The organism is Tenacibaculum halocynthiae (assembly GCF_964512825.1).
GTDB lineage: Bacteria > Bacteroidota > Bacteroidia > Flavobacteriales > Flavobacteriaceae > Polaribacter > Polaribacter halocynthiae.
Genome location: NZ_CAZELG010000017.1, coordinates 227866 through 251675, shown reverse-complemented (window position 1 = coordinate 251675; position 23810 = coordinate 227866). Strand labels below are relative to the sequence as shown.

The following is a 23810-nucleotide window of genomic DNA, read 5'->3' as shown; positions in this document are numbered from 1 at the left end:
AAGTGATTAGAAAATTATTTCCAGTTTTTTGTATTTTATTTTTTATGTACTCGTGTGGTTCATCAAAAAAAGTTAGTTCTAATAAACCTATTAAACATCAAGTTTCAAAACCTTCTAAGAAAAAAATTACAACTGCTGATAAAATTGTTTGGACTGCCGTTTCCTATAAAGGAGCACCATATAAATATGGAGGTACTAGTAAAAAAGGAATGGATTGCTCTGGTTTAATTTATACTTCTTTCAAAAAACGGAATGTTTCTTTGCCTAGAACATCTAAGTTAATGTATTTAGAAGGCTATTCAATACCTTTAAATAAGGTTAAGCGAGGTGACTTGCTTTTTTTCAAAACTACTCGAAAAAGAGGTAAAGTTAATCACGTTGGATTAATTACCTCTGTAAAAAACGGAGTAATTCGTTTTATTCATTCTACGAGTTCACGAGGGGTGTTAGTAAGCTCTTTACGTGAAAAATATTGGAAAAGAGCTTTTATTAAAGCAAAAAGAGTTTTGTAACTATAATTTTCAAAATGAAACAAAGAGTTGTTTTACTAATTAGTATTATCACTTTTATTATGTATTGCTTTTTTAAAACTGAAAAAAAGCAATCAGGTAATAAGACACCTCCTCTAATTTCTTTAACTGATAAAGTTATTTCTATTGCTAATTCTTATAACGGCGTACCTTATAAACCTGGAGGAACTACATCAAAAGGAATGGACTGTTCTGGTCTAGTACAAACATCTTTCAAGCAGATTAATGTATTATTACCACGCTCTTCTAGTTCAATGAGTAATAAAGGCAAAAAAATATCTACCGATAAAATAAAACTTGGTGATTTATTATTTTTTAATATTAATAGGCTAAAAGGAAAAATAAATCATGTCGGTTTAGTTACAAATATTGACAATCACAATATTTACTTCATACATTCTACTACTTCAAAAGGAGTTATTACAAATTCATTAAATGACCCCTATTGGAAAACAGCTTTTGTTAAAGCTAAACGAGTATTAAATTAATTTCATTCTTAAAAACAATTATTTATTCCCCTATCATTATGACAAAACAATTACTTTTATTATTATTTTTTAGCAGCATGGTTGTAAGTGCACAAAATGTTACAATACCAGACACAAATTTCAAAGCTGCTTTAGTAGCTAACACAGCAATAAACACCAATAATGATTCAGAAATTCAAACTAGCGAAGCTAATGCGTTTAATGGAAGCATGGATGTATCTAATAAAAATATTGCAAATTTAAATGGTATCGAAGCGTTTATTAATCTTACAAGCTTATCATGTTATAGTAATCAATTAACAAGCTTAGATCTTAGTAAAAATGTAAAGTTAAAGTATCTTTACTCTTACAATAATAAACTTACAAGCATTGATGTTACTAAAAACATAGAATTAAACACTTTATATTCTTATGACAATGAACTTACAAGCATTGACATAACGAACAACTTATCTTTAGTTTATTTTGACTGTAGCACTAACAAGATAAATACCTTAGACACAAGTAAAAACACAATGCTTTCAAAAATTTACTGCCATACAAATCAACTTACAGAATTAGATGTTACTAAAAACGTTGATCTACGTTTATTTTTCTGTTACAACAATGGAAATATCTCTTCCCTAGATGTAAGCAAAAACATTGAACTTAGTTCATTAAACTGTGGTGGTAATAAAATAACTAGCTTAGATGTGAGTAACTGCCCTAAGCTAACTAAACTTTACTGCTCTATTAATAGTTTAACCTCATTAAATTTAGCTAATGGCACAAATACTACTTTTAAAGAAATTGAAGTTGTTAGAAATAGCAGCCTAAATTGTATCCAAGTAGATGATGTTGCCTATAGTACAAGTAATTGGACAGGGAGTAATTTTGCTTTTGATAGTGCTTCAAGTTTTAGTGAAAATTGTGCTACTGCAAGCATTAATAAAAACTATTTAACAGCAATAGAGACCTACCCTATACCCGTTAAAGAAACATTAAACATTGGTATTAACAAAGAAGAAATTACTACCATCAATATTTCAGACATTTCTGGTAGAATCGTATTTAAAGGAAAAAACAATAATAGCATTAACTTAAACTACCTCCCTACAGGAGTTTACATTTTACGATTAACAACAATAACTGGTGTGTTAACTAAAAAGTTTTTGAAAAACTAAGATTAAACTTAAAAACAAAAAAGCTGTGATTTTAAAATCACAGCTTTTTTTTATAAAAATTATATTGTTTAGTTTAACATCTTCCAAAGAGTATCTTTCAACTCCATTAAACCCGTTTGAGCTACAGATGAAATAAACAATGTATCAACCCCATCTGGTAATTCCTGTTTAATTTCTTCTTTTAATTCATCATCTAGCATATCACATTTCGAAATAGCCAATAATCGTTGCTTATCTAATAACTCAGGGTTATGCTTACGAAGTTCATTTAATAAAATTTCATATTCTTTCTTAATATCATCACTATCAGCAGCTATTAAGAATAATAAAGTAGAATTACGTTCAATATGTCTTAAGAAATAATGCCCTAACCCTTTACCTTCTGACGCTCCCTCAATAATACCAGGAATATCAGCCATCACAAAACTTTGATGATTTCTATATTCTACAATTCCTAAATTAGGTTTTAAAGTTGTAAAAGCATAATCAGCAATTTTAGGTTTAGCTGCAGTTATTACTGAAAGTAAGGTAGATTTTCCTGCATTAGGAAATCCGACTAATCCTACATCTGCTAAAATTTTAAGTTCCATTCGAAACCAACCTTCGACACCATCAATTCCAGGTTGAGCATAACGAGGTGCTTGATTTGTTGACGATTTAAAGTGCCAATTTCCTCTTCCTCCTTTACCTCCTTCTAATAAAATAATATCTTCGTCATGTTCAGTGACTTCAAAAAGTATTTCATCAGTATCAGCATCTCTAAAAACTGTACCTAAAGGAACAGGTATTACTATATCTGCTCCATCAGCACCAGTACTTCTACTACTACTTCCATGACCACCATGTTCAGCTTTAAAATGACGCTTAAACTTTAAGTGAAAAAGTGTCCACATAGTTTTATCTCCACGCACAATTACGTGACCACCTCTTCCTCCATCTCCTCCATCAGGACCACCTTTTGTTATGTACTTTTCACGGTGTAAATGAACAGAACCTTTACCACCTTTACCTGAAGATGCATAAACTTTTATATAATCGACAAAATTTCCTTCGGTCATTTTTTTTGTTTATTTATTTAGCTAAATTAATAGTTAAATATATTTTTATAATGTATCAAAAACATCAGATAAACGCTCTGTGATTTCTTCAATAGAACCCACACCATTTACCCCATAATATGTACCTTTATCTTCATAAAAGTCTTTTAATACAGCTGTTTTTGTATTGTATTCATTAAAACGATTTCTGATTTTACTTTCATCAGTATCATCAGATCTTCCACTAGTTTTACCTCTCTCTAAGATACGCTCAACTAATAAATCTTCAGAAACCTCTAAAGCAACCATTCCATTAATTCGTTCTCCTTTCTCTGCTAAAAACTCATCTAATACTTCAGCTTGAGATTGTGTTCTTGGAAATCCATCAAAAATGAACCCATTTACATCTGAGTTTTTTTCAACTTCAGCTTTAAGCATACTAATAGTTACTTCATCTGGAACTAAATTTCCAGCATCCATATATGTTTTTGCTAAAATCCCTAACTCAGTTCCATTTTTGATATTATAACGGAAAACATCTCCTGTTGAAATATGTACTAAGTTATATTTATCTTTTAAAACTGTAGCTTGTGTTCCTTTTCCTGCACCTGGAGGGCCAAATAATACGATGTTTTTCATTTTAGGTTTTGTTGTTAACTGATAAACAGCAGGTAAATTTCTTCCGTAACCATTATAATCAAGTCCATAACCAACTATAAAAGCATCATCAATACTTTTTCCTATATAGTCAATTGGTAACTCTTTTTTATATACATCTGGCTTAAAGAAAAGCGTTGCTATTTTTAATTCTTTTAAGTTTTTGGTTTTGAATATTTCGTAAATCTCTTGTAATGTCGTTCCTGTATCAATTACATCTTCCAATATCACAACGGTACGGTCAGATAAATCTTCATTTACTCCAATTAATTTCTTTACTTTTTCTGAAGAATTTGTTCCTTCATAAGAAGCTAACTTAACAAAAGAAATTTCGCAATCTCCATTAAATTCTCTTACAAAATCAGCAGCAAAAACAAAACAACCATTTAAAATACCAATAAAAAGAGGTACTTCATCTTTAGGTAAATCTTTTTTTACTTGTAACGCTAATTGCTTTACAATAGTAGCTATATCGTTTTTAGAAACGAATTCTTTAAAATATAAATCGTGGAGTTTTGTTATTTTCATCAGATTGCAAAGATAGTTGCTTGATAGTAAATGAAAAAACCGTTTTGAACATTATTCAAAACGGTTTTATTTTTGTTTCTTATTTTTTTATTTCTTCTCTCTTTTTTTGGCAACATCAAACATAATTGGAGTTGCAACGAATAAAGATGAATAAGTACCTACAATTACACCTATAATTAATGCAAACATAAATCCTTTAATACTATCACCTCCAAAGAAGAATATCGCTAACATTACTAACAATGTTGTTAATGATGTATTTATAGTTCTTCCTAACGTACTACTTAATGCTTTATCAACTAAACCAGCAGTAAAAGAAGTACTGTTATTAGCATATTCTCTAATTCTATCAAAAATCACCACGGTATCATTCAGTGAATATCCTACTACTGTAAGTATTGCCGCTATAAATGATTGTCCAATTTCCATATCAAAAGGCATAACTTTATATAAAATTGAGAACACACCTAATACAACTAAAACATCATGGAATACGGCTACTACTGCTCCAATAGAAAAGGCAACCTTTCTAAAACGCAATAAGATATATAAGAACACTACAATTAACGAACCTATTACAGCCCATAATGCAGCTTGCTTAATATCATCTGCAATTGTTGGTTCAACTTTCATATAACTCATTATACCACTACCAGCTTTTTCAAAACCAGGCTTAAAGTTCTCGTAAGTAGTATCACCTAAATAAGGCTTTAACCCTTTATATAATTCACTTTGAACTTGCTCATCAACTTGTCTTCCTTCTTCATCAATTTTATAAACTGTAGTTATTTTTAATTGATTTTCAGAACCATACGTTTTTGCTTCAGGAGCAGTACCAAAAGCATTCTTTAAAGTAGCAGCTACTTCATTTGCTTTTACTGGCTTATCAAAACGAACAATATAAGAACGTCCTCCTTTAAAATCAACTCCTTGTTTTAATCCTATAGTTAAAATAGAAACTAAACCAAAAGCAATGATAGCTCCAGAAATAACATAAGCTAACTTACGTTTCTTCAAAAATTCAATATTGATATTCTTAAACCAATTTTTAGAAATATTAGTATTGAATGTTAAATTAGTTCCTTTAGTTACAGCTCCATCAACTAATAATCGTGTAATGAAAATAGCTGTAAATAATGATGTTGCTATACCAATCATTAATGTTAATGCAAATCCTTTAATTGGACCTGTACCAAAAGCATATAAAATTACACCAGTTAATAACGTTGTAATGTTTGCATCAATAATTGCAGATAAAGCTCCTTTAATACTAAACCCTTCATCTACTGCGGTAGCTAAGCTCTTACCTCCTGTTAACCCTTCTTTAATTCTTTCAAAAATAATTACGTTGGCATCAACCGACATACCTATTGTTAAAATAATACCTGCTATTCCAGGCAATGTTAATACAGAATTAAATGATGCTAATACACCAAAAATAAATAAGATATTTACTAATAATGCAATGTTTGCATATAATCCAGCTTTACCATAATATAAAACCATCCATCCTAAAACTAATAAAATAGCTAAGGCAAATGACCATATACTTGCGTTAATAGATTCTTTACCTAATGATGGACCTACAACTTCTGATTGAATAATACGTGCAGGTGCAGGTAACTTACCAGCTTTTAAAACTGTTGCTATATCTTGTGCTTCAGAAACTGTCATTTGACCTCCTGAAATTTGAGTACTTCCTCCTGATATTACTGCATTTACTGAAGGTGCAGTATATACATAATCATCTAAAACAACAGCAACAAATTTACCAACATTATCACTAGTCATTTTAGCCCATTTCTTAGTACCAATTCCATTCATGGTCATTGACACTACAGGCTTACTTAATTGATCATAATCTTGTTTTGCATCAGCAATTACATCTCCTTCAATAGGAGCTTTATCATTTCTATTAGATTTTATAGCATACAATGCAATAATAGCAGCAACTTCTTCATCTTCTGGAGCATCTGCTGATTTTGCAGGTGTAATTGACTTATAATCCCATAAAAATTTTGCATTTCTTAAATTACTTGGCAATAAAGCTACAATCTCTTTATTGTTAAGTAATTCATTTACTTTAGCAGTATCTTGTACTTTAGCATACCCTACTGTAGAACTAACTTGCGATTGATTTGGACTTAAAAAGTTAAATAACATTTTTTGAGCTTCAACACTTGTTGAGTCTTTTGATTCTCCTAATAAATCATCAATATCATCACCTTTCTTTGCAGTATCTTTTACTTGCTCAGTAGCGCTAGCTGTCTTGTCTTTTAATAACTCGATAGATTTAGCGTTAGCTTGCACAAAATATGGAATTACATCAGCATTAGTATATACTTCCCAAAACTGTAATTCAGCTGTACTTTGTAATAATTTTTGTACACGCTCAATATCTTTAGCTCCTGGCAATTCTACTTGAATTCTTCCAGAAGTTCCAATTCGTTGAATACTTGGTTGAACTACACCAAATTTATCAATACGGCTACGTAATACTTCGAAAGCTGTATTTATAGACGTGTTAATTTCCTGTTGTAAAGTCGATTTTACTTGTTCATTGGTTTTATTAAAGTCTATTTTATCACGTAGTGCTTTAGTTCCAAAAATTGATGGATCACTTAATTTAACACTTCCGTTACTTAAAGCCTCAAATTGACTATAAAATAAATCTATATAATCATCTTGGCTATCTTTCTGTGCTTCATCAGCTTTTGCTAAAGCTTCATTGAATACAGAGTTTTTAGAGTCATTTGACAACCCTATTAAAATATCTTTAACAGATACTTGTAAAATTGCATTAATACCACCTTTTAAATCTAAACCAAGGTTCATTTCTTTATCCCTGATATCATTATAGGTGTATTTAGCAACTCCTAAATTAACTACTTCTTTATTTGCTACACTATCAATGTATTTCTTTTCTAGCTTAGCTAACTCTCTACCACTACCACCGTTAACATTTTTCTCAGCGTATTCTTTTGCACTGCTTTCTACCTTGTTGGCAAAAAATGTAAATGATAATTGGTATAAACTTACTAATCCAAAAAGAATAGCAAATAATTTAATAAGACCTTTGTTTTGCATATTCTTATAATTTAAATCGACTTTTTTTAAAACGTGCAAATATAGTATTTCAAAAAAGATTTGACAATTCTTTTGTCATATTTATGTTTCTAGCTACTAATTAACAAATACTTGATAATAGAATACTTCTTTTTTGGTATTTATATTATGTATATTTACAAGCTTTTCAAGCACATCAAACAACTTTAAATAATTTAATTCGATACAATGGCACATACTACTGACATTGAAACTCCTAAAACAGCACACTTAACTGATATTGAGATTGCTCAAGGAAAAAAATTGCAGCATATTAAGCATATTGCTCAAAAACTTAAGATAGAAGAAGACAACTTAGAAATGTACGGTAAGTATAAAGCTAAACTTCCTTTAGATTTAATTGATGAAGAAAAAATAAAACAAAACAATTTAGTTTTAGTTACAGCCTTAACACCTACTCCTGCTGGTGAAGGAAAAACAACTGTTTCTATTGGTTTAACTGAAGGATTAAATAAAGTAGGAAAGCAAGCTACTGTAGTTTTACGTGAACCTTCTTTAGGTCCAGTTTTTGGTATAAAAGGAGGAGCTGCCGGAGGTGGTTACTCACAAGTAGTACCAATGGAAGATATTAACCTGCATTTTACAGGAGACTTTAATGCTATTGAAAAAGCAAATAATTTACTATCTGCATTAATTGACAATAACCTTCAAAGTAAAGTCAACAATTTAAACATTGATCCAAGAACAATTCTTTGGAAACGTGTTATAGATATGAATGATCGTGCTCTTCGTCAAATTACTATTGGTTTAGGAGGTACTGGAAATGGAATTCCTCGTGAAGATGGTTTTAATATTACTCCTGCTTCTGAAGTTATGGCTATTTTATGTATGGCTAGTGACTTCAATGACTTAAAAGAACGTTTAGGGAATATTTTTATAGGCTTTACTTTTGATAAAAAACCAGTTTTTGCTAAGGATTTAAAAGCAGAAAACGCTATGGCTATTTTACTTAAAGATGCCATAAAACCTAACCTTGTTCAGACATTAGAAGAAAACCCTGCAATTATACATGGTGGTCCTTTTGCAAATATTGCGCAAGGAACCAACAGTGTAATTGCTACTAAAATGGGATTATCTTTATCAAATTATGTAGTAACTGAAGCTGGTTTTGGCGCTGACTTAGGAGCTGAAAAATTCTTAAATATAAAATCTGCTCACGCTAAACTTAATCCTAAATGTGTTGTATTAGTAGCAACAGTTAGAGCTTTACGTCATCATGGAGGTTCTCCAAAAGAAGAATACAATACCCCAAATTTAGAACGTGTTCAAAACGGATTTAAAAACCTTGAAAAACATATTGAAAACATTCGTAAATATAATATTGAACCTGTAGTTGCTATTAACTCTTTTATTTCAGACTCTATTGATGAAGTAGTTTTTGTTATTGGTGCATGTAAAAAACTAGGTGTTGAAGCAGTGGTCTCTGAAGGATGGGCTAATGGTGGCGATGGTACAAAAAAATTAGCCAATGCAGTTATAAACGTTGTTGAAAACAAGGCTACACAATACAAACCTTTATACGACTGGAAAAGCCCTGTAAAAGAAAAAATAGAAACAATTGCAAAAGAAATTTATGGTGCAGTTGGTGTTACTTACGATAAAAAAGCTCAATTAAACCTACGAAGAATAGATCGCTTAGGTTTTAATGATTTTGCAATTTGTATGGCCAAAACACAAAAATCATTTTCTGACAATGACAAGTTAATAGGAAGACCAGAAGGATTTACTGTTACAGTTAGAGAAATAGAAATTGCTGCAGGTGCTCAATTCATTATCCCTATTTTAGGAAAAATGATGCGTATGCCTGGTTTACCAGCTACTCCTGCCTCTGAAGGTATGAGTATTGATAATAATGGTAAAATTTCTGGATTGTCTTAATATCTGAATTACAACTAAAAAAGGATCTGCAATTAAATTGCAGATCCTTTTTTCTTTATATATCGATTAATACTATTTAACAACGATTTTAACTACCAAACCTTCATTAGCTCGAACATTAAAAACAGTTTCATCTTCAAAAATAAAATACTGTCCTTTAATTCCTACTAATTTACCTTTATAAGATTCTTGTTTTTTTAAGTTCAAACTTTTTGGCTTCAAAGGATATTTCTCTACAGGAAAATTAATACTTGTTTCTTTGTTGTTTTCAATAAAATATGCCTTTGCTTCTTCAGGTATAAATTCACGTAACTTTTCTTGCCATGATTCTAAACTTTCATCTTCTATGTCATTTTTAAGCATTTTTCGCCAATTGGTTTTATCAGCAACATGCTCTTTTAAAGCAACCTCGGTAATACCTGCTAAATACCTATTAGGAACCTCAACAATTTCAATAGCCTCATGCGCACCTTGATCTATCCACCTTGTAGGTACTTGATTTTTTCGTGTTACTCCAACTTTTACATTACTAGAATTTGCTAAATACACAATATGAGGCTGTAATTGTGCTTGTTTTTCATATTCTAAATCACGATCTTCAATTCCTAAATGAGCCTTACTTAATTCAGGTCGCATAATCCAATCACCAGCTTTCGCTGTTTCAAAAAAACATTTTTTACAAAAACCTTGTCTGTAAATCTCTTTCTCCAATCCACAACTCAAACATTCATAAGTAATAAAATGAAATTCAAGCTCTTTATTTAACAACTGATTCATATTTAAAAAATCAGTTTCCATATCTAAATAATATTGTACCGTTTCTAAATTCTCGGTAGCCATTTTTTTTAACACTCCTTGATATTGCATGTCTTAAATTTTATTACTTTTAGCTAAAAATTTTTGCTGATGTTTTTTAAAATAGAAAATACAGCAACAACAAAGTACAAACTTAAAAAAATATATGGCGTTTCCGTTTATAAATTCAATCATTTCTTGGTTTTTAAAAAAACGTAAGCATCAAGTAGAACTATTTTTAAAATACCCTATTGATGTTCAAAATGAAGTATTATTCAGATTATTAAACACTGCCAAAAACACTGAATTAGGTAAATTACACCGTTTTTCATCTATAGATTCTTACAAGAAATTTTCTTCACAAGTTCCCATTCAAAAATATGAAAGTATTGAGCCACTAATTGAACGCTGTAGAAAAGGTGAACAAAACATTTTTTGGCCTTCCCAAATAAGATGGTTTGCAAAATCAAGCGGAACTACAAATGCAAAAAGTAAATTTATCCCCGTAAGTGATGATGCTATTGAAAATTGCCATATGAAAGCAGGAAAAGATATGCTTTGCTTATACATTAACAACAATCAAAATGCTCAACTATTTAAAGGAAAAGGACTTCGATTAGGTGGTAGCTCTGCTGTTTACGAAGATAACAATTCGTATTTCGGGGATTTATCAGCTATCATTATAGAAAACATGCCTTTTTGGGCTGATTTTAGCTCTGCTCCTAAACCAGAAGTTGCTTTAATGGAAGAATGGGAAACAAAGATGGAAGCCATTATTGATGAAACCATTAATGAAAACATCACTAGTTTAGTTGGCGTGCCTTCATGGATGCTTGTTTTATTAAATAGAGTTTTAGAAAAAACAGGCAAAAACAACATTCTTGAAGTATGGCCCAATTTAGAAGTATACTTTCATGGTGGAGTTAATTTTAATCCCTATAGAGAACAATATAAAAAGTTAATTCCTAAAAAAAGTTTCCGCTATTATGAAACATACAATGCTTCTGAAGGTTTCTTTGCTTTACAAGATCAAAATAATTCTGAAGAGCTTTTATTAATGCTAGATTATGGGATTTTTTATGAGTTCATCCCTATGAATCAATATAATGGAGAAAACTCAATTGCTATTCCTCTTTCTGAAGTAAAGAAAGACATCAATTATGCAATGGTGATTACCACCAATGGAGGTTTATGGCGTTACTTAATTGGTGACACCATCAAATTTACATCAATAAAGCCCTATAGAATAAAAATTACAGGAAGAACAAAACACCATATAAATGTTTTTGGTGAAGAACTTATTATTGAAAACACAGAAGAAGCATTAAAAGCTGCTTGCGATAAAACCAACGCTAGTATTAAAGATTATACTGTTGGACCTATTTTTATGGATGGTAAAAAACAAGGAGCACATGAGTGGATAATTGAATTTAATAAAGCTCCTGAAAACTTGGCTTTTTTCACTGAATTATTAGATAACTCATTAAAAACTTGTAATTCTGATTATGAAGCTAAACGCTATAACAACATGACCTTATCAATGCCTAAGATTCATAAAGCTCGCAAAGGGTTATTTTATGACTGGCTAAAAAGAAAAGGAAAATTGGGAGGTCAACACAAAGTACCTCGCCTTTCAAATCAACGTGAATTTATTGAAGAATTATTACAATTATAAATGATAGATTATCCCCATAAAAACATCTCCTTTTTGCTAGAAAACCCTGAATTAATGGAAGCTCTTCAAGAAATCATGACTGTCAGAAGTTTTTCTAAACATGATATCATTCATGAAGCTGGTACAATCTGTAATAACTTTTATATCATAACTTCAGGTATAGCACGTGTTTTTTATTACAAAGAGGATAAAGATATTACTGTACATTTTTCTGCAGAACAAGAAAGTATCACCTCCATTGATAGTTTAATTCAACGTAAAAAAAGTAAATACAACATTCAGGCATTAGAAGACTTAAATACTTTTGTAATCAATATTAATGATATAGAGGAAGTACTTGAAAACAACCCTAAACATGAACGTTTTGGCCGTTTGTTTTTACAACAAATATATATCGAATTGGTTGAACGAATTGAATACATACAATTACATACTGCACAAGAACGCTACAATATTTTACTTAACAAAAAACCATATTTATTTCAACGTGTTTCATCAAAACATATAGCTTCATTTTTAGGCATGACACCAGAAACATTCAGTAGAATTAGAGGGAAATAATTTCTTGACAATTGTCAAGAATTATAATGAAATTACAAAATACATTTGTAGTACAAATTCTAATTAATCATGACAGTTTCAGAAAAACTAACTATATTTTATAAAGAAAATAACCTTTCAGAAGAAGGAGGTGTAAATGAAGATTTTTTTAATTTAAAGTTTAGGCTGTTTACAGTAAAATTACCCAATTCTCAATTTAGAAAAAACGTAGTCCATATTCATGACATTCAACATATTTTATATGATTGTGATATTAGCTGGAAAGGTGAAGCTTTTATAGCTGGCTGGGAAATAGCTACTGGTCTTTGGAAACATATCCCAATCGGATTTATGAGTTTATGGGCAATGGGATTTTCTTTATTAACACACCCAAAAGAAGTTTGGAAAGGGTATAACACTGGTTTATCTGTTAAAGGAATTATTGACTTAAAAATGACAAAAGATGAGTTACTAAAACTTTCATTAGAAGATTTAAAAAACATCATTAAAAAAAGAAAACCCACCAAAATGAATATTTTTCAGCGGGTAATATATAGTTTCTGGGTTACATCAAGTTTAATAACTTTATTCTTCCCCTTTCTCTTAATTCTTATTTTATATTTAATCTTTTAACATCTAAATATCCTAATACACTAGTTAGTATAAAACATAAAATACTATACACTGTTACAGACGAAATACCAAAAGTTTGAGGCATTTGATCTCCTAATGATATTGACAAAATATTATATGAATAGGGAAAATAAATAGATTCTGGTGCTTGGAAAGCAATCAAGCCAAGTATAACAAAAACCATTCCTACAGATAAAGGAACTATAAAGTTTTTAAACCTAAAACTCAACCAAAACTGAATTCCAACAATCCCTAAAGAAGCAATAAACGAAACTCCTAACATTTTTATATATTTCAAATAATCAGGCTGAAAGTCTAAAAACGCTAAATCTGAATAAAAAACTCCTAATAAAGTTCCAAAAAACAAAATTGCTACAAAGAAATAAACATATGTGCTTATAATTGAAAATAAAACTATAGATAATTTACCAAAATACACACTCCATTTAGGTATCGGCAATGCAAACAAATGTTTTATCCCAGTTGCTTTATGCTCAACTTGAATTATAAGACTAGTTATTAAAACTATAAATATGGGCACAAAAAATGGTATTGAATTTTTTACCTGATTTAACATGTATTTATCCCACGGGTTTACTCCTGCACCAGGTGCTAATTTTGCGTGCTTAACTGCATACACTATAAAAAACAGTAAAGGAATTATTAAAGCACTAATGATGGTTAACCAAAAAGCAAAAGTTCTTTTTAGTTTAATCAATTCATTTTTGGTATTAGATATATAAAATGTAATTGCTGACATAACTATTAATTTTCGGTTAATGATAAGAAAAGTTCTTCTAAATTATTTTTAATACTAGCTTGAAACACCTGTACTTTATTCGCTCTAAAAGCATCTATAACTTTAGTTATCTCTTCTTTATCTTCTACTTCTATTTGAATAAAATCATCTTCACTAGACATGTTTTCCTTATTTAAAGACTCTAAAACAACCATTGCCTCAATAAACTTGTCTACTTCAATTTCAACAATCATATTTTTACTTTTTGATTGTTTTAAAGACTTCACCGTATCTTGATACAGCATTTTACCATTCCTTATAATACCAACATGTGTACATGTTTTTTCAATTTCGCTTAACAAGTGGCTAGAAATAAAAACGGTAGTTCCGTATTTCTCATTCAATTCCTTAATTAGCTCCCTCATTTCAATAATTCCTTTAGGATCGAGTCCATTAGTTGGCTCATCTAAAATTATAAGCTCAGGATTACTTAGTAATGAAATAGCCAAGCCCAAACGTTGCTTCATTCCTAATGAGTAAGCTTTCACTTTTTTCTTTTTCGCATGAGTTAACCTAACTATCTCTATAACCTCTTCAATTCTTTCTAGAGGTATTCCTCCTCTATAATTTGCTGCAATCTTTAAATTCTCAACCGCATTCAAGTGTTCGTATAATGAAGGGTTTTCTATCAACGCTCCAATTTTATTTAAACTTTTAATTCTGCTTCCTGCATTAAATGGCTTCCCAAACAAAGAAACTTCTCCTGCTTGCTTTTTTAAAAGCCCTAAAATTAAACGGATGGTTGTGCTTTTTCCTGAACCATTAGGTCCAAGAAAACCATAAACACTTCCTTTAGGTACCTGAAGTGCTAAACTCTCAATATCTTTTCTTGATTTTGAATAAGAAAAATTGAGATTTTTGGTTTCTACAATTAATTGATTCATACTTTGGTTTTATTAGTTTACTTATTTCGTAAACGAATCAATTATAAATTTGTAACAAAAACCAGTGTTTTTTAACAACTAATAACCAACGAATTGCACTTAAAAAAGTATCAATTCACTAGAATACATCAAATATATTAGTTGTTTTTAATAGCAATTTTAACAGGTAATGTATATTGGGTAGTAACTGGGATTCCTCTTTTAATTGCAGGAAATATTTTAGGAAGTTTTTTAACTGAAACCTTTAGTAAACTATCTAAAACTGGTAGCTTTTCTAAAACATTTTTCGATGCTTCAATTTCTTTTAATTTAACTCTACCATAATTATTTATGATTAAATGAACATAAATTACCTCATCCATATCTTCATCTACAATAAAATCAATTTCACTTAATGACATTGAAATTTTTTCTTGTATTTCAGCTCTAAAACAATCATTTTTGGCACTTACATCAAGTTCTTTACATTTATTAAATGAAGGTGAAATATCTACTTTAGATAAATTAATAATAGTATCAATAGCTTGTGTTTTTTTCTTTTTAGTAAAAGAGAAATAATCACACGATACTAAAAAGAATAGAATTATACCAAAAATCACATTTCGAATGTGCATTTCACTGATTTTTAAGTGAAAATACAAAAAAACTATTAGTCTAACACTTCACCTTTTTTAAAATAGAATTTTTTTATTTCTATTATTCTTCTTTTAACCTGCACAGAAAGAATAGAATCTTTCATTTCAAATCGATTCATATAATTTTTATAATGCTTGTAAGCTATTTTTTTATTTTTATAATAATTTTCAGAAACTGTTGCCAATTGATACAGTGCTTTGTGATTTTTATAGTTTTCTTTTACAGCATTACCGTATGCTTTTATTGCTTGCTTTGGCTTATTTAATTCCTCATAGGTCCTAGCTAACTTATAATACTCAGAATCTCTTAATTCTTTACCAATGAAAGCCGCATACATATATCCTAAACTTGCCTCTTCATAGTTTTTCTGATCAAAAGCAATATCTCCTAAATATCCATAAATTTTATAATCAGAACGATCTATTCGTTTAGCTTTATTAAAATACTTCTTAGCTTCATCATATTTTTTTAAATTATAAAAACTACGTCCTAACATTTTTTGAGTATATAATTCATTTTGCTCTAATGAATCTATCTTTTGCAATAATTGAATTGCATCAATATACTTTTTTGCTCTATAAAGATTATTAATTTTTAATTTATTTAATTTGATATGGTTAGGATTAATTTGAAGTCCTTTATCAATAAACATTCTAGCAGAATCTTTATACCTTAAAGAAGTATATGATCTCGCTAAAAGCTCTATTGCCTTTAAGTGAGTTTTATCTTTCTTATAAGCTTTTAAAAAACTATTTATTTTCAAATCTCTCTTTTTCAGTATTTTATAAGCAAGCCCTTTGTAATAATAATAATTCGCATTTGAATCATCTTTATTAATAAGCTTTTTAAAAATAGCAATTGCTTTCTTCGGTTTTTTAACTTGTAAATACAGCTTCCCCAGTTGATAACTAATTAATAAATTACCTGGATCTTTAGTAACAATATCTTTGAAAATAATTATTGCTTTATGTAAGTATTTTCTTTTCTTATACAACTTCCCCAACTTAACTCTAGTCATATAATCATCTTTTATAATCAATGCCTTTTCATAATACATAATTGCTAATTTTGTATCATCAATTGATTCATAAATAGATGCTGTTTTCTTATGAGACAAGAATGTTTCTGGCATTTTTTTTAATGATATTAATGCCTTTTTATACCTCCCGATATTTATTAAATCATCTATAGATTTAAAAGTCGAAGTTTGCGCTTCGACTTTTATAATTCCAATAATAAAAATAATAATTACAATTTTCTTTTTCATTAAATACAATTTCATAGTTTTATTTTGATTGAAGCCAATAAATTAAATTTAATAAAAACTTATAGTTTTCTGAAGCTTCTTCAGCATTCATTCCAACTTTAAACTGACTTCTTCCTGCTAATTGAGCTGTGAACATAGCTGCTTCTCCAAAAACTGCAACTTTCCCTTTTTTATATTTTATTACAGCACCCTGTGACATATTTGTAGCTTTAAAACGTTTTGTTTTACTAGAAAATCGCCACATCGTATCTGGTAAATACACGATTAATTTTTCATTTGTTTTTAAAATAGACTGTGCTTTATTTGGTATTTTAAATGCTTGCCCTGTAAAAGTTCTAACTCTTTTAATTTTACCATATGGTGATTTATTACTTGTAATCTTATGCTTAGCTAGCATTGAATTTTTCTTAGAAAAGTCAAAAATCCCTCTTCTATCTTTATCTAATAAAAAGCTATCATAAAATTTAAATTCAAAAGCAGCTCCTAATTTTTCACTAGCCCCAGCAAATGGCATGTGATCGGCTATTAAAAATAATGAACCACCTTTTGCTACCCATTTTTTTATCACTTTTATTTCCTCGTTAGTGAATGCACTTTTAGTAGGTGTAACAAAAGGTGGTCTACTTCCAGATGCCAATGCATTTGATATTACTAAAGTTTTAATTTTTTTTAAACTATTATCACTAAATTTATTAGTAAAACCTTTTACTGTATATCCAGCTCTTCTTAACAATGTTGCAAATGGTTTAAACCTATTGCTCACAGTATGAAAATTATTATGAGCTTCATCAACAAAAATTTCTTCTTTTTGATTTGCTTTTTTAACAACTGGCAAGTATTTATTATCTGCTACTTGCTGAGAAAAAACTCTAAGTCCAAATAATAAAAAAATTAAAACTATAGCTTGTTTCAATTTAATGGTATATTAAAAGTTATAGGTAAAGTATATCCTACTTTAACTGGCTTGTTATTTTTTTCTCCTGGTAGCATCTTTGGAAGTTTTTTTATAATACTCATAGTATGTTCTTTTAATTTAGGATGTGGAGCTCTTACTTTTATATTTGTTATATCTCCATTTTTATCTATCTTAAACAATGCATATATTTTATTTGTTCCAGGTTTTATTCCTAATTTAACTGGCATCTTCATATCAAAATTTTCTGCTACAAACCTTTGTATACTTTTATTCAAACAAGCTTTATCTCCTTCTGGACACCCCGGAAAAGTTGGAGCTTTATCTAGTAAATCAATAGGGAGGCCGCCTCCTGAAGAAATTCTTTCTTCAACTGTCATTGCTTTTCTGTGCATTCCTACTACCTTTCTACCATTAAAATCATAAAGTTTAAAATAAAAAACATCTTTATCTTTCTTTTTTTCTAAATAGGTTTCTTTAAATTTAAGAAACTCACCTTTTTCATTTTCATCTAATTCTGTTAAGCTTATTTCTTTTCCTAAAGACTCTTCATTAAAAGATATAAAAAAATCTAAATACGTTTCTTTGTTCGTTTCTTGAAATTTTTTCTTTTCTCCAAAATAAATTTTTTGAAGCTGCTTCTTTGTTCCCAAATCTTCCAATTTATTCACACTACATGAAGTATATAATATCATACTTCCTAGTATTGGAATCAACAATAAATACTTTAACTGCTTAATTTTTTTTGATTGTTTTTTCGTCATCATAATAATTCGTTTTTTGATTAATGAATGTTTATAAAATTGATTAATGAATGAAATACTTTCTACTTGAAAAATATCAGAAAGTAAATTATTTATATAGTTATCTTTTGCTACTGATTTACTTACAACAGCATCTGATATATATTCATGTACTAATGAAACTCTATGTTGATACACATATATCATTGGATTAAACCACATGACTACTCTTAAAAATTCAAAAAGTAACAAATCAATTGTATGCTTTTGTTTACTATGAACTAGTTCATGTTGAATAATTTTTTCTTGTTTATCTGAAGAAATTTCTTTTCCTAAAAAAATATAATTAAAGAATGAAAATGCTTTAGAGTTTTTAGGTAACATAATTAAGCTATACCCTTCTTTCTTTATTATTTCATTTTTTATAATTAAACGAATAACCCTACTTAATTTGTAAACAAATACAATAAAAAAAAGTAAACACCCAACAATGAACAAAACATCTAAATAGTTAATAGATTGATACCATGTTGATTTTTCAATTACTTTTTGTGGTGACAAAACAACCTCTGGCAACAAAATTGTGTACTCTAGTGATACCGCTTTTTGAAATGATGGTAACTTTACAAATGGAAGTACAAATGATAAAAGTGCAGTACTAATTAAATACACTCTGTTCTTAGTAAAAAAAGTTTCTTTACTTAAAAAGAAATCATACACTGCAACAAACAATACTTGAAATAAAACTACTTGAATTATATAATTTATCATGACTACTTATTTTTAAAAATTTGGTAATGAAATTTTTCCACATTGTGCAAAATCATCACTCTTTTTAATTGATACTTTAACTTCCTTTGCAAACTCTTTAATCAACTTTTTATACTTCTGAGTATTTATTTCAGAAACAGAATCATAGATTCTAAATGCATACACCTTTATACCACCATCCTTATTAAAATAAATTTTATTAAAAAGTTTTATATTCTTTTTCTTCACTCCCCAATTAAAATTATTCTTTACCAGAAACTTATATAAGTTGTTATGTAATTCTGACCAAGACTTATATACTTTGCCTATACTATCTTTACTAATAGAAGGATTTAATAAATTTTGATGACTCTCATCTAGCTTTAGTTTTAGAAAATTAATTTTTTCTTTTTCCGTTTGATCTTTTAAATTAAACACTAAAACTTCTATATCTTTTTTATCCTTTTTAGTGTTACAACCAAAAACTAAAAACATAAAAAACAAAACAATTATTACCTTACTTCTCATTTTTTTTATTCTTATCAACTTCTTTCAGAATATTTTCTAATTCAGTTATGTCCATTTTATTTTCTTTCATAAAAAAAGAAACCATACTTTTAAATGACCCGCCAAAATATCCATTCATCAATTTATGAAGACTTTGATTACTATACGATGATTTTTCAATTATTGGATAGTATACGTACCCTCTTCCTTTTGGTTTATGACCTACAAACTCTTTAGTTTCTAAAATTCTTATTATTGTTGATACTGTATTATATGCAGGTTTAGGCATGGGTAACTCTGCAATTACCTCCTTTACCGATGCTTCATTTAATTCCCATAACACTTGCATTATCTGCTCTTCTGCTTTTGTTAACTGTTTACTCATTTTATCTCTTCTTGAAATGTTATTGTTTTATTTGTTTTAGATACAATTACAAAACTATATTCACCTTTAGGCAAACTTAAAACTGTTGAATTTTGCTTTTTATGTACTTCTTTTATTTTTACTGGTACTGCTTTTGTTAAGTCATCCTTTATTTCAAAAACTAAAATCATCAAAGGGTATTCCACTTTTAATCTTTCTAATTCTAAAGTATACATCACTTCATCTTTTTCCACTATCATTCCTTTATCTGTTTTTATTGATGAATGAAAAACTGCTATATCTGCCCACGCATTAGACCTTTTATATTTAAAAAAACTTCCAATTTTGTCTTTTAACACTGAAGGTTTTTTAACATTAAACACTTTTAGCAGTGGAGAATTTAATTTTTTGTCGCCTCTTTCAGAATATTTCGTTTGATGTATAGTTAAAGGGTTTATACCTGTATATTCTTTTAATCTTCCCGCCATGCTTTTACCCCACCTTCTATGACTCCCCTCTAATACATGATCAAAGCCACAGTGTATTAGAAATTTATCATTAGGAAACTTTTCTAATTCTTTCTGTATATTTTTAGCCTGCTCTATTTCTCTCTCTTTATTATTAACTCCGATTGTTTGCTCATAAGGGAACACGTTATATCCTATTTTTATAGCTGTTCTTATTAACTGAGAAAAATTAGGGTCATTTGTATAGTATCCACTTGTTTTAATAGGGTACCCTCTAGTATTTAACATCAAATCTTTATCCTTACCATTCGCTAAAGCTTCTAAACCTAAATGCTTATACCCTTTAGCATACAATTCTTCAAGTAATGATTTTGTAAACAACCTATGATATGAGTTATGATGCCCTTCATTTATTATCACCAATCGTGTATTTTCAGATTCATTTATTATCTCATCTTTAGCATTATGAACAGTAAAATTACTCCTTAAAGAATCTGCTTTTCGCGGTGAATATAAAACCTCCCTTCCTTTAAATGCTTTATCCCATTCTTTTAAAGCTTTTAAATAATTGCCTTTCAACATAAATTCATTAGCCGATAGTTGATACTTCCAAGCTACCGTATCATTTTCTAACTTCTCTAAAATCTCAAAATCAAACTTGTATTTATTTTTAAACGATATAAGCTCTTTTACATTTCTAACTTTCTCTTTAGAGCAACTACATAAAACCATTCCTATAAAAAAAATCACTACTAGCTTTTTCATATACATTTTTATTAAAAAACTCAAACATAGTTAGTCTGAAATTAATCTTATTCCTTTAACTTTAAACATTTACTGACACAAATATAACTAAAAAATTAGTTTAAACTAATTTTTTAGTTATAAAATTGTAACAAAACATCCTTTCCATCGTCTTAACACTAGAAACTTATAGTTTTTTTAAAAAAAATTGAAACTAAATTATGGATACTTTTTTGTTATTACTTGGCTTATTATTTGTTTTCTTAGGAATAATAGGATCTTTTTTACCTATTCTACCGGGACCTATCACAGGCTGGACAGGTTTGTTATTACTTCATCTAACTAATGCAGTACCTATGGATAAAACATTTCTAACAATTACATTCATAATAGCTTTAGCAATATTTATTTTAGATTATTTCATACCAGCAATGGGAACCAAAAAATTTGGAGGAACAAAATATGGAGTCTACGGTACTACTATTGGTTTAATTATAGGATTATTTTCTCCTATTCCTTTTGGAATATTAATAGGAGCTTTTACTGGAGCCTTGATTGGAGAGTTATTATACGATAGTAAAGATGTTAACAGAGCCCTAAAAGCTTCTTTTGGTGCTTTTCTAGGTTTTTTAGCTTCCGTCACTATTAAATTCTCTGTTGCAGTAATCTATTTTGTACTTTTTATTATACAATTTTGGGAGTATAAAGGTGGCTTTTGGAGCTAAATTTAGCACAAAAAAAAAGCAACCCATCTCAGGGAAGCTTTCCATTGGTAACAAAACCATGGTGCATTTAAGCACCTTAACAACACAACTAAACGCTGCCCTTAAAAAAAGACAGCCTGCAAATATACGAACTTTATTTAAACACACAAGTAAAAAATATTTTTTTTTACTAAAAGTCAGTTTATCTTACATTGGTTTATTTTGTAATTGATTGTATCTTTGCCCTTTTAAATATAAGAAACACTTAAAAACAAAGTAATGCAATTATCAGAACAAGAAGTTGTACGTAGAGAAAAATTAGGCAGGTTACGTGAATTAGGAATCAATCCTTATCCAGCGGATTTATTCCCAGTAAATCACAATTCCAAACAGATTAAAGCTGATTTTTCTGAAGAAAAACAGGTGATTGTTGCTGGTAGACTAATGGCTATAAATGTACAAGGAAAAGCTTCTTTTGCTCAGTTACAAGATGCTGAAGGTCGTGTTCAAGTGTATTTTAACAGAGACGAAATTTGTCCTGGTGAAGACAAAACTTTATATAACGATGTTTTCAAAAAATTATTAGATTTAGGAGATTTTGTTGGAATTGAAGGAGAATTATTTAAAACAAAAGTAGGAGAGATTACTGTTCGAGTTAAAAACTTTAAGTTACTAAGTAAATCATTAAAACCTTTACCTATTCCAAAAGAAAAAGACGGAGTAGTATATGATGCTTTTACTGATCCTGAAATGCGTTATCGACAACGTTATGCAGATTTGGTAGTAAACTCACATGTAAAAGAAGTTTTTGTTAAGCGTACAAAATTATTTACTGCAATGCGTAACTTCTTTAATGAAGCTGGTTATTTTGAAGTTGAAACTCCTGTTTTACAACCAATTCCTGGAGGTGCTGCAGCAAGACCTTTCATTACACATCATAATGCATTAGATGTTCCGTTATATATGCGTATTGCTAATGAACTTTATTTAAAACGTTTAATCGTTGGTGGTTTTGATGGTGTATATGAGTTTTCTAAAAACTTCCGTAATGAAGGAATGGATAGAACTCACAATCCTGAATTTACAGCAATGGAGATTTATGTAGCTTATAAAGACTACAATTGGATGATGGAATTTACTGAGAAGTTATTAGAATATTGTGCAATTGCAGTAAACGGAACAACTGAAGCTACCTTTGGTGAGCACAAAGTTGACTTTAAAGCTCCTTATGCTCGTGTTACCATGGCTGACTCTATCAAACATTTTACTGGTTTTGATATCACTAACAAAACTGAAGATGAAATAAGAACTGCAGCTAAAGGCATGGGTATTGAAGTTGATGACACCATGGGTAAAGGAAAATTAATTGATGAAATTTTCGGAGAAAAATGTGAAGGAAATTACATTCAACCAACTTACATTACTGATTATCCAAAAGAAATGTCTCCTCTTTGTAAAGAGCATAGAGAAAACCCAGAATTAACTGAGCGTTTTGAATTAATGGTTTGTGGTAAAGAAATTGCCAATGCATATTCAGAATTAAATGACCCTATAGATCAACGTGAGCGTTTTGAACATCAATTAAAGCTAGCTCAAAAAGGAGATGATGAAGCTACAGAATTTATTGATGAAGATTTTTTACGTGCTTTAGAATATGGTATGCCTCCAACATCTGGTTTAGGTATTGGTATGGATAGATTAATAATGTTCTTAACAAATAATCAATCTATACAAGAAGTATTATTTTTCCCTCAAATGAGACCTGAAAAGAAAGCTCCTTCTATAGAGTTGAACGATGAAGAAAAAGCAGTTTTAGCAATCATTGAAAAAGCAGAAAAAATTGATTTAAATGAGCTAAAAACTCAATCAGGTTTATCTAATAAAAAGTGGGATAAAACCATAAAAGGATTAACTAAAAATAAATTAGCCAAAGTTGAAAAAACTGATGAAGGTTTGTTTGTTGAAGCTTTATAAGCTAATTA

22 protein-coding genes are annotated in these 23810 nt (G+C 29.3%); 9 read left to right on the top strand and 13 right to left on the bottom strand.

Annotation, left to right across the window (positions count from 1 at the left end; genetic code table 11):
* Positions 1-2 precede the first annotated feature (2 nt).
* The 3 genes from ACKTTQ_RS07050 to ACKTTQ_RS07040 are packed head-to-tail and all read left to right on the top strand — an operon-like array spanning position 3 to position 2181.
* Positions 3-512 carry a C40 family peptidase gene (locus ACKTTQ_RS07050; protein ID WP_176974313.1) on the top strand — a complete coding sequence of 170 codons (510 nt, stop codon included), beginning with the start codon at positions 3-5 and terminating at the stop codon, positions 510-512.
* 14 nt (positions 513-526) lie between these two features.
* Positions 527-1018 (top strand): C40 family peptidase, encoded by a 492-nt coding sequence (locus ACKTTQ_RS07045; RefSeq protein ID WP_113786513.1) that lies wholly within the window; start codon positions 527-529, stop codon positions 1016-1018.
* Positions 1019-1056: 38 nt separating this feature from the next.
* A complete protein-coding gene (locus tag ACKTTQ_RS07040) occupies positions 1057-2181 on the top strand; it encodes a T9SS type A sorting domain-containing protein (RefSeq protein ID WP_408048762.1) in 1125 nt (374 codons plus the stop codon).
* Between the two features lie 68 nt (positions 2182-2249).
* Here ACKTTQ_RS07040 and obgE read toward each other — a convergent pair whose 3' ends face one another.
* The 3 genes from obgE to secDF all read right to left on the bottom strand — a co-directional run bounded on the left by obgE (position 2250) and on the right by secDF (position 7490).
* The gene (gene obgE, locus ACKTTQ_RS07035) at positions 2250-3239 is read right to left on the bottom strand and encodes a GTPase ObgE (RefSeq protein WP_093868582.1); all 990 of its coding nucleotides are present in this window, start codon (positions 3237-3239) and stop codon (positions 2250-2252) included.
* 45 nt (positions 3240-3284) lie between these two features.
* Positions 3285-4403, bottom strand: a complete 1119-nt coding sequence (locus ACKTTQ_RS07030) for an adenylate kinase (protein ID WP_093868583.1) — start codon at positions 4401-4403, stop codon at positions 3285-3287.
* Between the two features lie 87 nt (positions 4404-4490).
* Positions 4491-7490 (bottom strand): protein translocase subunit SecDF, encoded by a 3000-nt coding sequence (secDF, locus tag ACKTTQ_RS07025; protein ID WP_408048761.1) that lies wholly within the window; start codon positions 7488-7490, stop codon positions 4491-4493.
* Positions 7491-7697: 207 nt separating this feature from the next.
* Between secDF and ACKTTQ_RS07020 the strand changes: the two genes are divergently transcribed.
* Complete coding sequence (locus tag ACKTTQ_RS07020) at positions 7698-9407, top strand: formate--tetrahydrofolate ligase (RefSeq protein WP_093868585.1); 1710 nt, start codon at positions 7698-7700, stop codon at positions 9405-9407.
* Positions 9408-9479: 72 nt separating this feature from the next.
* On the opposite strand, the gene ACKTTQ_RS07015 is transcribed toward ACKTTQ_RS07020, so the two are convergent.
* The gene (locus ACKTTQ_RS07015; protein WP_299132010.1) at positions 9480-10274 is read right to left on the bottom strand and encodes a DUF2797 domain-containing protein; all 795 of its coding nucleotides are present in this window, start codon (positions 10272-10274) and stop codon (positions 9480-9482) included.
* A 94-nt stretch (positions 10275-10368) separates the two neighbouring features.
* On the opposite strand from ACKTTQ_RS07015, the gene ACKTTQ_RS07010 reads away from it, so the two are divergent.
* The 3 genes from ACKTTQ_RS07010 to ACKTTQ_RS07000 all read left to right on the top strand — a co-directional run bounded on the left by ACKTTQ_RS07010 (position 10369) and on the right by ACKTTQ_RS07000 (position 13050).
* A complete protein-coding gene (locus ACKTTQ_RS07010; protein ID WP_408048760.1) occupies positions 10369-11877 on the top strand; it encodes a GH3 auxin-responsive promoter family protein in 1509 nt (502 codons plus the stop codon).
* Positions 11878-12438 carry a Crp/Fnr family transcriptional regulator gene (locus ACKTTQ_RS07005; RefSeq protein WP_093868588.1) on the top strand — a complete coding sequence of 187 codons (561 nt, stop codon included), beginning with the start codon at positions 11878-11880 and terminating at the stop codon, positions 12436-12438.
* A 69-nt stretch (positions 12439-12507) separates the two neighbouring features.
* Positions 12508-13050 carry a hypothetical protein gene (locus ACKTTQ_RS07000; RefSeq protein ID WP_093868589.1) on the top strand — a complete coding sequence of 181 codons (543 nt, stop codon included), beginning with the start codon at positions 12508-12510 and terminating at the stop codon, positions 13048-13050.
* Here ACKTTQ_RS07000 and ACKTTQ_RS06995 read toward each other — a convergent pair.
* The 9 genes from ACKTTQ_RS06995 to ACKTTQ_RS06955 all read right to left on the bottom strand — a co-directional run bounded on the left by ACKTTQ_RS06995 (position 13028) and on the right by ACKTTQ_RS06955 (position 21145).
* Complete coding sequence (locus ACKTTQ_RS06995) at positions 13028-13810, bottom strand: ABC transporter permease (protein ID WP_299132015.1); 783 nt, start codon at positions 13808-13810, stop codon at positions 13028-13030. The two genes, ACKTTQ_RS07000 and ACKTTQ_RS06995, sit on opposite strands and share 23 nt — an antisense overlap.
* Positions 13811-13815: 5 nt before the next feature.
* Positions 13816-14733 carry an ABC transporter ATP-binding protein gene (locus ACKTTQ_RS06990; protein WP_093868591.1) on the bottom strand — a complete coding sequence of 306 codons (918 nt, stop codon included), beginning with the start codon at positions 14731-14733 and terminating at the stop codon, positions 13816-13818.
* Between the two features lie 137 nt (positions 14734-14870).
* Positions 14871-15347, bottom strand: a complete 477-nt coding sequence (locus ACKTTQ_RS06985; protein ID WP_113786510.1) for a hypothetical protein — start codon at positions 15345-15347, stop codon at positions 14871-14873.
* A 35-nt stretch (positions 15348-15382) separates the two neighbouring features.
* Positions 15383-16636: a tetratricopeptide repeat protein gene (locus tag ACKTTQ_RS06980; RefSeq protein WP_408048759.1), complete on the bottom strand. Its 1254-nt coding sequence runs from the start codon at positions 16634-16636 to the stop codon at positions 15383-15385.
* Positions 16637-16655: 19 nt separating this feature from the next.
* Complete coding sequence (locus ACKTTQ_RS06975) at positions 16656-17549, bottom strand: hypothetical protein (protein ID WP_408048758.1); 894 nt, start codon at positions 17547-17549, stop codon at positions 16656-16658.
* Positions 17546-19063: a M56 family metallopeptidase gene (locus ACKTTQ_RS06970; protein WP_408048757.1), complete on the bottom strand. Its 1518-nt coding sequence runs from the start codon at positions 19061-19063 to the stop codon at positions 17546-17548. The genes ACKTTQ_RS06975 and ACKTTQ_RS06970 overlap by 4 nt, the downstream gene beginning before the upstream one ends.
* A 12-nt stretch (positions 19064-19075) precedes the next feature.
* The gene (locus ACKTTQ_RS06965) at positions 19076-19570 is read right to left on the bottom strand and encodes a hypothetical protein (RefSeq protein WP_408048756.1); all 495 of its coding nucleotides are present in this window, start codon (positions 19568-19570) and stop codon (positions 19076-19078) included.
* Positions 19560-19934, bottom strand: coding sequence for a BlaI/MecI/CopY family transcriptional regulator (locus tag ACKTTQ_RS06960; protein WP_093868596.1), 375 nt, complete (start codon positions 19932-19934; stop codon positions 19560-19562). Before ACKTTQ_RS06960 ends, ACKTTQ_RS06965 begins: the two co-directional genes overlap by 11 nt.
* Complete coding sequence (locus ACKTTQ_RS06955) at positions 19931-21145, bottom strand: hypothetical protein (protein WP_408048755.1); 1215 nt, start codon at positions 21143-21145, stop codon at positions 19931-19933. Before ACKTTQ_RS06955 ends, ACKTTQ_RS06960 begins: the two co-directional genes overlap by 4 nt.
* A gap of 200 nt (positions 21146-21345) precedes the next feature.
* Here ACKTTQ_RS06955 and ACKTTQ_RS06950 point away from each other — a divergent pair, with 200 nt between their 5' ends.
* Positions 21346-21849, top strand: coding sequence for a DUF456 domain-containing protein (locus tag ACKTTQ_RS06950; RefSeq protein WP_093868598.1), 504 nt, complete (start codon positions 21346-21348; stop codon positions 21847-21849).
* Between the two features lie 258 nt (positions 21850-22107).
* Positions 22108-23802 carry a lysine--tRNA ligase gene (gene lysS, locus ACKTTQ_RS06945; protein WP_408048754.1) on the top strand — a complete coding sequence of 565 codons (1695 nt, stop codon included), beginning with the start codon at positions 22108-22110 and terminating at the stop codon, positions 23800-23802.
* Positions 23803-23810 lie beyond the last annotated feature (8 nt).

Coding starts and splice junctions, on each gene's coding strand:
- ACKTTQ_RS07045 (WP_113786513.1), top strand. CDS start 527: ATGAAACAAAGAGTTGTTTTACTAATTAGTATTATCACTTTTATTATG.
- ACKTTQ_RS07005 (WP_093868588.1), top strand. CDS start 11,878: ATGATAGATTATCCCCATAAAAACATCTCCTTTTTGCTAGAAAACCCT.
- ACKTTQ_RS06970 (WP_408048757.1), bottom strand. CDS start 19,063: ATGATAAATTATATAATTCAAGTAGTTTTATTTCAAGTATTGTTTGTT.
- ACKTTQ_RS06965 (WP_408048756.1), bottom strand. CDS start 19,570: ATGAGAAGTAAGGTAATAATTGTTTTGTTTTTTATGTTTTTAGTTTTT.
- ACKTTQ_RS06950 (WP_093868598.1), top strand. CDS start 21,346: ATGGATACTTTTTTGTTATTACTTGGCTTATTATTTGTTTTCTTAGGA.
- secDF (WP_408048761.1), bottom strand. CDS start 7,490: ATGCAAAACAAAGGTCTTATTAAATTATTTGCTATTCTTTTTGGATTA.
- ACKTTQ_RS06980 (WP_408048759.1), bottom strand. CDS start 16,636: ATGAAAAAGAAAATTGTAATTATTATTTTTATTATTGGAATTATAAAA.
- ACKTTQ_RS07040 (WP_408048762.1), top strand. CDS start 1,057: ATGACAAAACAATTACTTTTATTATTATTTTTTAGCAGCATGGTTGTA.
- ACKTTQ_RS06995 (WP_299132015.1), bottom strand. CDS start 13,810: ATGTCAGCAATTACATTTTATATATCTAATACCAAAAATGAATTGATT.
- ACKTTQ_RS07000 (WP_093868589.1), top strand. CDS start 12,508: ATGACAGTTTCAGAAAAACTAACTATATTTTATAAAGAAAATAACCTT.
- ACKTTQ_RS06990 (WP_093868591.1), bottom strand. CDS start 14,733: ATGAATCAATTAATTGTAGAAACCAAAAATCTCAATTTTTCTTATTCA.
- obgE (WP_093868582.1), bottom strand. CDS start 3,239: ATGACCGAAGGAAATTTTGTCGATTATATAAAAGTTTATGCATCTTCA.
- ACKTTQ_RS06985 (WP_113786510.1), bottom strand. CDS start 15,347: ATGCACATTCGAAATGTGATTTTTGGTATAATTCTATTCTTTTTAGTA.
- ACKTTQ_RS07015 (WP_299132010.1), bottom strand. CDS start 10,274: ATGCAATATCAAGGAGTGTTAAAAAAAATGGCTACCGAGAATTTAGAA.
- lysS (WP_408048754.1), top strand. CDS start 22,108: ATGCAATTATCAGAACAAGAAGTTGTACGTAGAGAAAAATTAGGCAGG.
- ACKTTQ_RS07010 (WP_408048760.1), top strand. CDS start 10,369: ATGGCGTTTCCGTTTATAAATTCAATCATTTCTTGGTTTTTAAAAAAA.
- ACKTTQ_RS07020 (WP_093868585.1), top strand. CDS start 7,698: ATGGCACATACTACTGACATTGAAACTCCTAAAACAGCACACTTAACT.
- ACKTTQ_RS06955 (WP_408048755.1), bottom strand. CDS start 21,145: ATGAAAAAGCTAGTAGTGATTTTTTTTATAGGAATGGTTTTATGTAGT.
- ACKTTQ_RS07030 (WP_093868583.1), bottom strand. CDS start 4,403: ATGAAAATAACAAAACTCCACGATTTATATTTTAAAGAATTCGTTTCT.
- ACKTTQ_RS06960 (WP_093868596.1), bottom strand. CDS start 19,934: ATGAGTAAACAGTTAACAAAAGCAGAAGAGCAGATAATGCAAGTGTTA.